General features: G+C 43.9%; 13 protein-coding genes. 8 read left to right on the top strand and 5 right to left on the bottom strand.

Annotated elements, in window-relative coordinates; all coding sequences use genetic code 11:
* Nucleotides 1–171 precede the first annotated feature (171 nt).
* Nucleotides 172–648, bottom strand: a complete 477-nt coding sequence (locus tag ICN40_RS10615) for an MgtC/SapB family protein (protein WP_216243894.1) — start codon at nt 646–648, stop codon at nt 172–174.
* 349 nt (nt 649–997) lie between these two features.
* Here ICN40_RS10615 and ICN40_RS10610 point away from each other — a divergent pair, with 349 nt between their 5' ends.
* From ICN40_RS10610 to ppx, 7 genes are all read left to right on the top strand, one after another.
* Nucleotides 998–1,174: a hypothetical protein gene (locus ICN40_RS10610; protein WP_216243892.1), complete on the top strand. Its 177-nt coding sequence runs from the start codon at nt 998–1,000 to the stop codon at nt 1,172–1,174.
* A gap of 24 nt (nt 1,175–1,198) precedes the next feature.
* Nucleotides 1,199–1,702 carry an arsenate reductase ArsC gene (locus tag ICN40_RS10605; RefSeq protein ID WP_216243890.1) on the top strand — a complete coding sequence of 168 codons (504 nt, stop codon included), beginning with the start codon at nt 1,199–1,201 and terminating at the stop codon, nt 1,700–1,702.
* 54 nt (nt 1,703–1,756) lie between these two features.
* On the top strand, nt 1,757–3,199 hold the full coding sequence (locus ICN40_RS10600; RefSeq protein ID WP_216243888.1) for a DUF2252 domain-containing protein: 1,443 nt from the start codon (nt 1,757–1,759) through the stop codon (nt 3,197–3,199).
* 83 nt (nt 3,200–3,282) lie between these two features.
* On the top strand, nt 3,283–5,028 hold the full coding sequence (locus tag ICN40_RS10595; protein ID WP_216243887.1) for an alkaline phosphatase: 1,746 nt from the start codon (nt 3,283–3,285) through the stop codon (nt 5,026–5,028).
* An 18-nt stretch (nt 5,029–5,046) separates the two neighbouring features.
* A complete protein-coding gene (locus ICN40_RS10590) occupies nt 5,047–5,763 on the top strand; it encodes an MgtC/SapB family protein (RefSeq protein ID WP_215357286.1) in 717 nt (238 codons plus the stop codon).
* A 52-nt stretch (nt 5,764–5,815) separates the two neighbouring features.
* Nucleotides 5,816–6,022 carry a GDCCVxC domain-containing (seleno)protein gene (locus ICN40_RS11830; protein WP_308281782.1) on the top strand — a complete coding sequence of 69 codons (207 nt, stop codon included), beginning with the start codon at nt 5,816–5,818 and terminating at the stop codon, nt 6,020–6,022.
* A 112-nt stretch (nt 6,023–6,134) separates the two neighbouring features.
* The gene (ppx, locus tag ICN40_RS10585; protein ID WP_255561311.1) at nt 6,135–7,697 is read left to right on the top strand and encodes an exopolyphosphatase; all 1,563 of its coding nucleotides are present in this window, start codon (nt 6,135–6,137) and stop codon (nt 7,695–7,697) included.
* 71 nt (nt 7,698–7,768) lie between these two features.
* Here ppx and ICN40_RS10580 read toward each other — a convergent pair whose 3' ends face one another.
* The 4 genes from ICN40_RS10580 to ICN40_RS10565 are packed head-to-tail and all read right to left on the bottom strand — an operon-like array spanning nt 7,769 to nt 10,964.
* Complete coding sequence (locus tag ICN40_RS10580; RefSeq protein ID WP_216860769.1) at nt 7,769–8,692, bottom strand: GNAT family N-acyltransferase; 924 nt, start codon at nt 8,690–8,692, stop codon at nt 7,769–7,771.
* Nucleotides 8,693–8,711: 19 nt separating this feature from the next.
* Nucleotides 8,712–9,116: a diacylglycerol kinase gene (locus tag ICN40_RS10575; protein ID WP_083564292.1), complete on the bottom strand. Its 405-nt coding sequence runs from the start codon at nt 9,114–9,116 to the stop codon at nt 8,712–8,714.
* Nucleotides 9,117–9,129: 13 nt separating this feature from the next.
* Nucleotides 9,130–10,158 (bottom strand): glycosyltransferase family 1 protein, encoded by a 1,029-nt coding sequence (locus ICN40_RS10570; protein WP_216243886.1) that lies wholly within the window; start codon nt 10,156–10,158, stop codon nt 9,130–9,132.
* Nucleotides 10,155–10,964 (bottom strand): UDP-2,3-diacylglucosamine diphosphatase, encoded by an 810-nt coding sequence (locus ICN40_RS10565; RefSeq protein WP_374222790.1) that lies wholly within the window; start codon nt 10,962–10,964, stop codon nt 10,155–10,157. The genes ICN40_RS10570 and ICN40_RS10565 overlap by 4 nt, the downstream gene beginning before the upstream one ends.
* Before the next feature lie 103 nt (nt 10,965–11,067).
* Between ICN40_RS10565 and ICN40_RS10560 the strand changes: the two genes are divergently transcribed.
* Nucleotides 11,068–11,862, top strand: coding sequence for a 1-acyl-sn-glycerol-3-phosphate acyltransferase (locus tag ICN40_RS10560; RefSeq protein ID WP_216243885.1), 795 nt, complete (start codon nt 11,068–11,070; stop codon nt 11,860–11,862).
* Nucleotides 11,863–11,906: the final 44 nt, after the last annotated feature.

The raw sequence follows: 11,906 nt of genomic DNA, 5'->3' as shown, positions 1-11,906 counted from the left end.
CATGGGGGAGGTTTTTTAAGTCCGCCAATCCAATGCTGCCAGACTCTTGTAATTGTTTTACAGCGTCTTCGTATAGGTATTTGCTCATATTTTTTCAACTAAGGATCAAGATGGGGCCAATCCTAGCAAACTAATATGACAAAACTGCTTTTTAAGGCCTCAATACGGATTTTAGTCTGGATCGCTAGATACTTCGGAGCTCCGCTTGATCCCATTAAGCCTGGCGACAAAACTTTCAAGGGGGCCACCAATGACTAATGTCAGTAGGATGGCGCCCAAGCTAAGAACTCCCAGGGCAAATTGACCCGCCCCAAAAGCAGCACCAATTAAGGCGCAAGACCAAATACTTGCTGCGGTAGTTAGTCCGTGAATTTTTTGTAATCTTTGTTCGCGAATGATGACCCCAGCCCCTAAAAATCCAAGGCCGGTTATCAGGCCTTGTAAAACACGGCTGACAGATTGCGCATCATCTTGAACAAAATCACTGATGAGTAATACTGCAGTTGCAGAACCAATGGCTACTAGCGAATGTGTACGAATGCCTGCGGGCTTGTGATGAAGCCAGCGATTTAGGCCCAGTATGGTGCCTACTAACAAAGCCAAACCTAGTCTTAGGGCAATGGCCCCATATATTTCCCATTGAGTCATATGACTTCCCTTTAACAATCAGACTTCTTATAACTTCAGTGTATATCAGATGCTTTGATTGGTCACAAATAAGCCATCACCTTGACATGTTTCAAAGTCACACTAGTCATGAAGGTGTTTTGGAATAATTCTTTAAACAAAAGGATGACGCGATGAAAAAATTTCTTATGATGGTTTGGCAAGCATGGTACGAGGCAAGACGGGCTTATGCAAAGCGCTACGTCTTTCATAGGCTGGGTAGTTGATTTGAATGCAGTATTTATTCGATTTCTCACTTTGCATATTAATAAAACTGCCATAAATTACGCCTAATATTGATCTTAACTTTATACATAAGAATGCATTCCAAATGACTGAGAATCTTGTTAAGTATCTTCCTTTGGCGCTCAGAATTGGTGTCGATAGAAAATCCGCAATTGAAAAAATTGAGAAAGAAATCATTTCTCAGAATCAACCATTAGATTCTCATCAAAATCAATTTTTGATGGATGGGAGATTTTCTCTTCGTCTTGACGAAATTATTTAATCCAATTGAAGTGCATAAATATTAATGAGTAATCAGTACAATATTTTATTTTTATGCACTGGCAACTCCGCAAGATCCATTCTTGGTGAAGTATTGGTAACCACTCTAAGCCATGGACGATTTAGAGGGTATTCAGCTGGATCTAGGCCATTAAAGTATGTGCATCCAATCGCATTGGGTATTGCCAGGCAATTAGATTACCCACTAGAGCTGCTGAGCAGTAAAAGCTGGGATGAGTTTGGAGTAGATGGGGCTGTACGTATGGACTTCATTATTACGGTCTGTGACTCTGCTGCTGGTGAGGAGTGCCCTTACTGGCCCGGCCATGCTGTTAGCGCCCATTGGGGGTTTGCTGATCCTGCCGCTGTAGATTCGGGGGAGGCAGCCATGCTAGATGCATTCAGGCAGGTCGAAATGGGGCTGCGAAATCGCATTGAACTACTCATGGATTTACCCATAGATAAATTAGATCATGTGCAAATCAAGGATGAACTACAGTCCATTCATCATCGCCTAAAGTTTAGATAGGCAATAGCATCGAATAAAGGGTTAAGATTGAATGTATCCCTTTTGAGGAAGTTGATGTCTATAGAGAAAAAGCCAAAATTTGCTGTTCTAAGGTCGGTAGAGTCTTTTAGTAATCCTAGGCCCAGCATCAAAAAGCGCACGGCAGATGGTAAAGCCTTGCGAAAAAAGGTCAGCATTGCTCAGCAGGGTATCTATACCCCACCAAAACACCGAATTGACCCCATCACCATTCTGGAGAATCAAGCCAAGACTCGAATTGAGTCGCTGATCCCGATTCGTTATGAGCGCATGCTGCAGTCGCCCTTTGCATTTTATCGAGGGGGAGCCGCCATCATGGCTCAAGACTTGGCTAACCAACCATCTACCAATATCACGGTTCAGCTATGCGGAGACATGCACGTATCTAATTTCGGCTTATTTGGAACTGCCGAACATCGACTGGTATTTGGTATTAATGACTTTGACGAAACTTTGCCCGGTAGTTGGGAATGGGATCTCAAGCGTCTTGTTGCAAGTGCAGTTATTGCCTGTGAAAGTAATAGTGGCGATAAAGTAATAAGTAAAAAAATAGTATTACGTATTTGCGCTGAATATCAAAAGCGGATGGCTCAATATGCGCATATGCCTTATTTGGATTTAGCTCAAGACTTTATTAGTGATTCAGATATACCTAAGCATTTTTCTAAAGAACATCAAAAGCAAATTGATGTTTATTTAAGGCAGACTAAAGGGCAGGGCAATATACAAGTACTGCAAAAACTGACTACGCTTGTTGGCAAAAATAGAAAGATCATCAACAAACCTCCTTTAATTGAGCATTTCAAAGGGAGTGTTTACGGACAGACTCTAAGCTCCCTGATTAATAGGGCCTTGTTAAATTACTCTAGTACTTTACTGGCTGATCGCAAGATTCTTTTTGAACGGTATGTCCTAAAGGATTTTGCTCGAAAGGTGGTTGGCGTAGGAAGTGTGGGCACCAATTGTATGGTTCTTTATTTTGAAGGCGATAGCGTAAATGATCCTTTGTTCTTGCAATACAAGGAAGCTCAAAAATCTGTCTTAAGTCCTTATTTAGGCGAGTCTATTTATCGAGATATGGGGCGGCGTGTGGTGGCTGGTCAGAGACTGCTACAGGGTGCTCCTGATATCTTTTTGAGTTTCGGCTCCATGCAGTTTGATGTTGATAAAAGTGAAGGATTTTATCTCCGCCAATTACGCGATATGAAGGGAGGTATTCCGATCGGTCCGGGTGGCATCTCTCTAAAGAACTTTGCCGACTATTCAAAATTGTTCGGCTGGGCTCTTGCCCTGGGTCACGCTCGCTCTGGAGATGCGGCTGAACTTACTGGTTATTGTGGTGAATCAAAGGAATTTGGCGAGGCAATGTATTCCTTTGCAAGATCCTATGCAAAGCAGAATGAGCAAGACTTCGATTTATTTCGTAAGGCGGTCAAATCGGGTAGATTGAAAGCGGCCAAGAAAAAAGCAGCCCTTTAAAGCCCATCAGGGCGTAGTCATGAGAGTGTCACTTTATTGGTGGATATTGTAGATTCCCTAAGCTTATTCACCATTTCAACTCTATGAAAACTCCCCGTCTTTTCAGGATTGTCTCCTTCATTTTTTTTGGATCAATTGCAGGATTTATTCAGGCAGCAGCTATCTATCCAATCGACCAAGCTGCCATTTTGGCTGGATCTAAGTTTGATATCAAGATTGAATTTAATACCGTCATTAATCTTGGGGATGCTGAGATCGAACTTAATGGCGCACCAATAAATAAAATTATTAGCGTCCAACCCGAGTTTATTTCTAATGAAAATGGCAAAGGTAGCTCCATCCTGTATCGAGAGGTTCAGTTATCTAAGGCTGGTAAATATCAAATCGTGGCTCGAGCACCCCAGGAGCGTTTGCAAGTAAATTGGGATGTATATGCAACTGGTCCTCGTCGCGTAAAAAATGTGATTCTATTTATTGGCGATGGTATGACGATTGCTAACCGGACAACCGCAAGAGTCCTCTCGAAAGGAATTCAAGAGGGCAAATATCAAGGCAGATTGGCATTTGACGATATGCCCAGTACAGCCATGATAGGTACTTCAGGGTCTGATTCACTAATTACTGACTCTGCGAACTCTATGAGCGCATACACAACAGGGCATAAGACAGCGGTGAATGCCATGGGCGTTTATGTATCCCGAGCTGGCGATAATCTCTCGCATCCCAAAGTGGAAACCATTGCGGAGCTGATCAAGCGCAATACCAAGATGGCGGTAGGCATTGTTTCTGATGCAGAGTTGGAGGATGCAACCCCGGGCGCCATGGTATCTCATACTAGGCGTAGAGCAGATAAACAATATATTGCTGATCAGCTCTTATCTAGCGGTGCTGAAGTCATCCTAGGCGGTGGCTCTGCCTATTTTTATCCGCAATCCACTAAGGGCTCAAGACGTAAGGATGAGAAGAATTTGGTTGAAAACTTTAAGTTGAAGGGCTATCGGTTAGCTTTTACAAAACAAGAATTACTTTCAGCATCAGAGAGTAAGGATACAAAAAAACTATTTGGCGTCTTTCATCCAGACAATATGGATGGATCGCTGGATCGTTTGTATCTGAAAAAGAATACGGTTGAACAATTTCCTAATCAGCCCGATTTAACAGAGATGACCCAATCTGCCATTGATGTGTTATCCAGAAATCCCAATGGATTTTTCTTGATGGTAGAGGCGGCTTTGATTGATAAGTTCAATCACCCTCTTGATTGGGAGCGAGCTGCATTTGATACCATCATGCTTAGTAATGCTGTGCAAATCGCTAAAGACTTTGCTAAAACGCATCCAGAAACTTTAATCATCGTGACGCCTGATCATACTCACAGCGGATCCATTAGCGGGGTAGTGCATGATGACAAGCCTGGACCTTTACGTGAAAAGGTGGGTATTTACGCCGAGGCCGGCTATCCAAATTATCCAAAAGCAGATATTCAGGGTTACCCAAATAAGATCGATGTATCCAAGAGAATTGCCTTCTTTTATGGCAACTATCCCGATCACTATGAAACCCTACATCCTAAAATGGATGGCACTTTTGTTCCTGCCGTTAAAGATGATTCTGGTAAATATGTAGCCAATCCAAAATATCTCCAGCTGCAGGAGGATGCAATTCATGTGGGCGGTAATTTGCCATCGCACCAAGAGTCTGGCGTTCATACGGCAGATGATGCTGTTCTGAATGCCATGGGCCCCGGTTCAGAAAACTTCAAGGGCTTTATGGATAACACGGAAGTGTTTAAGATGATGGTGCAATCCTTAGGTTTAGGATCAAAATAATTTTGGATTAAATCTGCTATGGAATTCATTAACAACATTAACTATGGATCACTGACCGATACGAGCGTCAGCCTCTGCGCTGCTTTTATTTTGGGGGGATTAATTGGTTTAGAGCGTCAATACCGCCAACGGACTGCGGGCTTAAGAACAAATATTCTAGTTGCTATCGGAGCTGCAATTTTTGTGGACGCTGGCAATCGCCTCACTGGTCATGATGGGGCTGTTCATGTGATGGCTTATGTTGTTTCTGGGATTGGCTTTTTGGGCGCTGGTGTCATCATGCGAGAAGAGGGCAACGTCAGGGGTATCAACACTGCCGCTACTTTGTGGGCATCGGGCGCAGTGGGTGCATGTGCAGGAGCTGACTTAATTTTAGAGGCTTGCTTAGCTACTGTTTTTGTTCTGGCAGCGAATACCTTACTTCGCCCAGTAGTCAGCTTAATTAATAGGCAGCCACTAGATACCGAAGCAGTAGAGGTGACTAATTCGGTATACATCATCACTCCTAAGCATGCTCAAAAGCATGCCTTAAAGCAATTTATTAAGACGCTCGAAGAGGCGGGCTATCAAACCCAAGATATTGAAGTGCATCAGTTTGGCAGCGATGATGTTGAAATACAGGCCGTTTTAACTGCATCGGCTGTTGATGGCGATGAGATGGATCAGTTGATTGCTAAAATTGCTGATCAAGAATTTGTGACCCAGGCGTTCTGGAGTCCCAGCACAACCGACTAAGCCATTTATTTATTGACACAATATTGAAATAATTCTGGTTCACTATTGTGATGTGAATAAGACCAACTATTTCCAATCTATCGTTACCTGCCCCCATTGCCAGGCTTCCGAGCTTATTAATGCCGAAGAAGGTGCGCAGCACTTGTATCGCTGCCGCTCATGTAGCGCTATCTTGAAGCCAAAATCTGGTGATTGCTGCATTTTGTGTAGCTTCGGTAATCGCGATTGTTCTAGCTCAGAACAAAACTTAGCAGCCTAAAAAAGGCTCGTATATCCCAGCCACTAAGGCTTGCTGTTGATTTCATCAAGATGTCATGGTTTTTACATAAAATAGACATAATTGATACAGCATTCCATTTTTGGGGAATATTTTGGCCAGAAATCTCGTAGATCCTTTAGTTCATTCAGAAGACCTTGTTGCTGCGGTCGACTTGGGGTCGAATAGTTTTCGTATGTTAGTAGCCCAAGCAGTAAACACCCCCTCTGGCACACAGTTACGTCCTATTGATACCTTGCGTGAGACAGTCCGATTGGCTGCTGGCCTCACTGAAAATAAATTGCTTGGCAATGACGCCTATCAGCGGGGATTGATAGCTATTCGGCGTTTTGGTGAGCGTATTCGTGGATTTGATCCCGCTAATGTTCGAGCAGTCGCAACGAATACTTTGCGCGTTGCTAAAAATTCCCAACAATTTATAGAAGATGCGCAAGTAGCTCTAGGATTCCCGATTGAAGTGATTGCCGGCGTCGAAGAAGCTCGGCTGATTTATATCGGAGCGGCGCATGAGGTTCAGGCCGTACAAGGCAATAGACTAGTAATTGATATCGGTGGCGGCTCTACAGAATTCATCATTGGCAAAGGTTATGAGCCAAAGCTGATGGAAAGTCTCTATATTGGTTGCGTATCTCATAGCATGCGTTTTTTCCCTAAGGGAAATATTGATGCCCATGCTTTTAAAGAGGCTGAGTTGGCAGCGCGTCGTGAAATACAGGTAATTTCTGGCGCTTATTTAAGAAGCGGCTGGAAGCAGGTTATTGGCTCTTCCGGTACCGCTAGAGCTTTAGCAGATCTCATAGGAAATAATCATTTCAATGGAAGTGGCGATGGCTTAATGATGGGCCGCGTCAATAGCTCGAGTGGAATGATTACCCGTGAAGGCCTTAAGAATCTAAAAAAACACCTTCTCAAGTATGAACATGTCAATCAAGTGGAGCTAGAGGGTCTGAAGGATGACAGAAGATCTGTGTGGCCAGGCGGTTTAGCGATTATGTTGGCAGCATTCGATGAATTAGGTATTGAAGAGATGGAGGTAACGGACGCTGCATTGCGAAGTGGTGTCTTGTATGACTTACTTGGCCGATCACAACATCACGATATGCGCTATGTGACTGTAGAGCAATTTATGCAACGCTACACCGTCGATCGAGAGCAGGCAGATCGGGTTGGTAAATTAGCCGCAGATTTTTTACAGCAATTGCCAAAACCTGAATCGGAAAGCAGGGCGGATAACGTGGCTTTATTGCAGTGGGCAGCCAATTTACATGAAATCGGCTTATCAATCTCCCACAACGGTTATCACAAACATTCTGCCTACATAGCAGGTAACGCAGACATGCCGGGCTTCTCTAAAAATGATCAGGCTAGGCTGGCTGCATTACTCATTGGACATACTGGCAAGCTAGGCAAGCTGGCGAATAATGCTAGCTTTGAAGATTGGCGCATGCTCTTTTGTTTGCGACTTGCTCAAGTGCTGTGTCGCGGCCGAAATGACACCAATTTTCCTAAAGTAAAAGTCTCTGAACACGACGGTTCATATTTAGTGAGTCTGCCAAAAGAATGGGTTGCCGAGCATCCTTTGACTGAATTTAGCCTTCTGAAAGAGGCGGCGGAATGGGAAAGGGTAGGGCGCTCTTACCAAGTCAGTTTTAAGTAACTATATAGCTTGGAATAAAAAAGCCACATCAATGCGAAGTGGCTTTTTCTTTAAGAGTCGATGCTTGAATACTACAAACCTAGAAAATGCTTTGCGTAACGCGGGTTGATTTCTGAAAGGCGGAGCATCGTCAATAAGTCTGCTGTATTGAAGTCTGGATCCCAGGCTGGCGAGCTACAAATTTTTGCCCCCAGCTTTAGGTAACCCTTGATCAATGGTGGCGGCTGCACTTCTAAACCACCGTTTAACTTGTCCAGGGGCAAAGGCAGGCGCGGGAAGGCATGAAATTCTGTTGGCGCCATTTGATCATTGCCTAGAGAGTTATAAAGGCTCGCTGCAAAGTGACCACCATCTGCCATTGGAATGCTTGCACAACCAAGCATGATTTCATAACCATTCTTTTGCATATATTGAGCCAAGCCACTCCATAGCGCCATGATGACTGCTCCTGAGCGATAGTCTTGGTGCACGCAAGATCGACCAAGCTCAACCAATTTAGGGCGCAGGTGATCAATACGAGATAGATCAAACTCAGAATCAGAATAGAGGCGGCCGATTTCTTGTGCCTTATGTGGGGGCAATATGCGATAGGTACCAACTACTTTCAGGCTGTCTTGATCACGAATCAATAAATGATCGCAATAAGAGTCAAACTCATCGACATCTAAGCCTTGAGCGTTCTTGGGGAGATTGGCACCCATTTCTTCGGCGAATACTTTATAGCGCAATCTTTGTACTTCTTTAATCTCGCCCGTTGTGCTTGCCCAAACAATTTGAAAGGCAGGTTTTTTTGGTTTATCAATCTGAACCGCAGGAGCAGGAGCTACTTCTCTGAGCTCAGCCCTAGTTTTTGTCACAAACTTCTTGCCAAACAGCTTTTTGGCCAACTTTTTAGAGAGCTTTTTAAGCGGGTTTGGTTTATTTCTTTTTAATGCTTTGACTTTCTTGGGGGTGAAAATTTCAAATGAACCAATTGGATTAGGGATATCAGACATGGCTGGCCTTAGTGGGTAATTAAAGTTTCAGGAGCAAGGGGATGCAGACTGCAGCCCAGAGTAGGGCTGCGACAAATAGCGCAAGCATGACGGCGGCACTACCAAAATCTTTTGCCCTTTTGGAGAGATCATGATGTTCGAATGAGATTCGATCGATCGCTGCTTCCACGCTGGAGTTCAATAGTTCAATAACCAGCACCATCATCAAGGAAGAAATTAGTAATGATTTCTCTAGCAGTGTGATCGGCAACAAGAGGGCGACTGGTGTTAGCAAAGCAAATAAAGTCAGCTCTTGTCTAAAGGCACTCTCTTCCATAAATGCATAAACCAAGCCACACCAAGAGTTCTTGGCCGCATGCCACGCTCTGGCAAGGCCTCGATTGCCCTTATGGGGGTTCTGATCTATGTGATATGGGGAGTTCAAGATGCGTTTTTCTTTAGGCTAGTGCTGTTACATGAACTTCTGTTGTTGGTACAGGCTTAAGGTGATTGGCAAATTGCTCTGAGGCCGCTCTCCAAGAGAATTTCTCAGCATGTGCGCGTGCTACTTCACGAGGAATTTTGAGGGCCTGCATGCAAGCTTCACGGAGGTCTTCATTCATGGCGCCTGAATTGGAGTTGCCCAGTACATCAATCGGACCGGTCACTGGATAAGCTGCTACCGGTGTCCCGCAAGCCATTGCTTCCAGTAAAACCAAACCAAATGTATCGGTCTTACTAGGAAATACAAATACATCTGCCGCCGCATACACTTTTGCTAACTCATGCTGCTGAAGCACTCCCAGATAGTTCACTTCTGGATATTTTTCTTTGATTCCAGTCATCGCTGGACCGTCTCCTACCACCCACTTTGAACCTGGTAAATCGATTTCTAAAAATGCATTGATATTTTTCTCAACAGCAACTCTGCCCACGTATAAAAAGATAGGATGTGCGGTATTTAAGGCTTTGGAATCTTGCATCTTAAAGATATCCAGATCAACACCTCTTGACCACAACACCACGTTATTTAGACCATAAGCTTCCAGATCATCCTTTACGACAATCGTTGGCGCCATGACAGCCATTGACGGTTTATGAAACCAGCGAATAAATGCATAGGTAATTGCTAAAGGAATGCCAGTACGCGCTTTGACATATTCTGGGAAACGGGTGTGATAAGCAGTTGAAAAAGGCAGGCGATTTTTAACTGCGTAGGCGCGAGCAGATAAACCTAGTGGGCCTTCTGTTGCAATATGCATTGCATCAGGCGCGAATTCTTTAATACGACGAGCCACTTCTTTGCCTGGGAAGAGTGAGAGGGCGATATCAGGATAGGTTGGGCAAGGAATGGATTTGAAGCCATTAGGAGTAATCATTTCTACTTGATGCCCCATGGCAGTTAATTCAGCGCGGGTTTGTTTCAGGGTGCGGACAACACCATTAACTTGTGGGTCCCATGCATCAGTAATGATCATAATTTTCATAGCGCAGCCTCTTTGATGAGAGATTCGATAGCAAGTTGAAGAGTGATTTGAGATGACTCAACTGGCTCACCCTTGATCTGTGTCCAGTGAATAATTTTGAGTTCGCCTGTTTGTGTTTCAACTAAGGCAGTAAGGCTCTCGACCCAATCACCATCGTTGCAATACAACAAGCCATCAATCTCGCGAATTTCTGCTTTGTGAATATGTCCACAAACTACGCCATCACAGCCTCTTAAGCGGGCCTCTCTGGCCATGATGTGTTCAAAGTCTGCGATATAGCTGACTGCGTTCTTTACTTGGTGTTTAAGGTATTGTGATAGCGACCAATATTGCAGTCCCATCTTGGCGCGGACCATATTGAAGTAACGGTTTATGTAAAGAATGAGCGAATAGAGGTTGTCACCAACGTATGCAAGCCACTTGGCGTATTGCATCACGCCATCAAACTGATCGCCATGGGTTACCCATAGTTTTCTACCATCTACGGTTGTGTGAATGACTTCCTCAACTACCTTGACATCACCAAAAGACATGCCAAAGAACTGTCTGGCGCTTTCATCATGATTTCCAGGAACATAGATGACTTCTGTCCCCTTACGTGCCTTACGCAAGAGTTTTTGTACTACATCATTATGTGATTGAGGCCAGTAGAAAGACTTCTTCAGTCTCCAGCCGTCAATAATGTCGCCAACTAGGTAGAATTTATCTGCTTCGTTGTGCTTAAGGAAATCGAGAAGGTAGTCTGCCTGACACCCTGATGTTCCTAGGTGTACGTCTGAAATCCAGATGGCTTTGTAATGCATCATGAAACAGTATTAAGCCTACTGAGTATGAAACCAGCATGACAGTTCTAAGACAGTTTTATGACGACGCAGTATTTTCTGAAATTGTTTTATATTTCTACAACATATGAGCCTGAATAAACACTCCAAACAGTCCCCGTTTCAATATTGGGCTTATGCATGGTCGTGGATTTTAGTGTGGAGTCATGTGATTGCTGGATTGGCGACTCTATCTTTTCAGTTTCCATTTGCAACTCAGGAAACTAAAAATAGCCATATTCAGAAGTGGTCAAGAAGACTGTTATCTATATTTGGAATTGAATTAAGACTCAAAAATCCAGAAATTCTTCCTGCCACACCCTATCTACTGGCATCAAACCATATCTCTTGGATGGATATACATGCAATTAATGCATTTAAGCCCATTCGCTTCGTAGCAAAGTCCGATGTAGAGGGTTGGCCAATATTTGGATGGATGGCCAAACAATTGGGCACGGTATTTATCAAGCGTGATAACTCTCGTCATGGAAAGCAGGTTGCGAGCGAGGTGGCTAAGGTTCTTCAAACGCAGTCAGTCTGCATTTTTCCAGAGGGCACCTCCACAATAGGTGAGGGTGTCCTGCCATTTAAGCCCAATTTATTTGAATCGGCTGTTATTGCTCAGGTACCTGTCTATTCGCTTGCAATTACCTATAAATCATTGTCATCTTGTATGAGAAGTGAAGCGCCGGCATTTGTGGGTGAGATGGGCTTACTGGAATCCATGGCTCAGATCTTGAGGGATCGTAACCTGATCGTGGAGCTTACCTTTTTATCGCCCTCGGGAGCTAGTCCTGAGGCTTCCAGAGACCGAAAATGGCTGGCTTTGCATAGTCAAGAGGCGATTTCTAATCAATTAAAGGGTAATCAGCCCTCTATGTAACAAAAGTGTCATTTTCCCCCGCTATAAGTATTATTAGGGAAACA

Origin of the sequence: Polynucleobacter sp. Fuers-14, assembly GCF_018882045.1 — a bacterium.
Lineage (GTDB): Bacteria > Pseudomonadota > Gammaproteobacteria > Burkholderiales > Burkholderiaceae > Polynucleobacter.
The sequence above is the reverse complement of the archived record's forward strand: the minus strand, read 5'-3'. Positions and strand labels throughout refer to the sequence as shown.

What these genes read in the sequence shown, in the direction of transcription:
- ICN40_RS10610 (WP_216243892.1), top strand. Translation starts at nt 998, where the DNA reads ATGACTGAGAATCTTGTTAAGTATCTTCCTTTGGCGCTCAGAATTGGT.
- ICN40_RS10615 (WP_216243894.1), bottom strand. Translation starts at nt 648, where the DNA reads ATGACTCAATGGGAAATATATGGGGCCATTGCCCTAAGACTAGGTTTG.
- ICN40_RS10560 (WP_216243885.1), top strand. Translation starts at nt 11,068, where the DNA reads ATGAGCCTGAATAAACACTCCAAACAGTCCCCGTTTCAATATTGGGCT.
- ICN40_RS10595 (WP_216243887.1), top strand. Translation starts at nt 3,283, where the DNA reads ATGAAAACTCCCCGTCTTTTCAGGATTGTCTCCTTCATTTTTTTTGGA.
- ICN40_RS10565 (WP_374222790.1), bottom strand. Translation starts at nt 10,964, where the DNA reads ATGATGCATTACAAAGCCATCTGGATTTCAGACGTACACCTAGGAACA.
- ICN40_RS10600 (WP_216243888.1), top strand. Translation starts at nt 1,757, where the DNA reads ATGTCTATAGAGAAAAAGCCAAAATTTGCTGTTCTAAGGTCGGTAGAG.
- ICN40_RS10590 (WP_215357286.1), top strand. Translation starts at nt 5,047, where the DNA reads ATGGAATTCATTAACAACATTAACTATGGATCACTGACCGATACGAGC.
- ICN40_RS10580 (WP_216860769.1), bottom strand. Translation starts at nt 8,692, where the DNA reads ATGTCTGATATCCCTAATCCAATTGGTTCATTTGAAATTTTCACCCCC.
- ICN40_RS10605 (WP_216243890.1), top strand. Translation starts at nt 1,199, where the DNA reads ATGAGTAATCAGTACAATATTTTATTTTTATGCACTGGCAACTCCGCA.
- ICN40_RS10570 (WP_216243886.1), bottom strand. Translation starts at nt 10,158, where the DNA reads ATGAAAATTATGATCATTACTGATGCATGGGACCCACAAGTTAATGGT.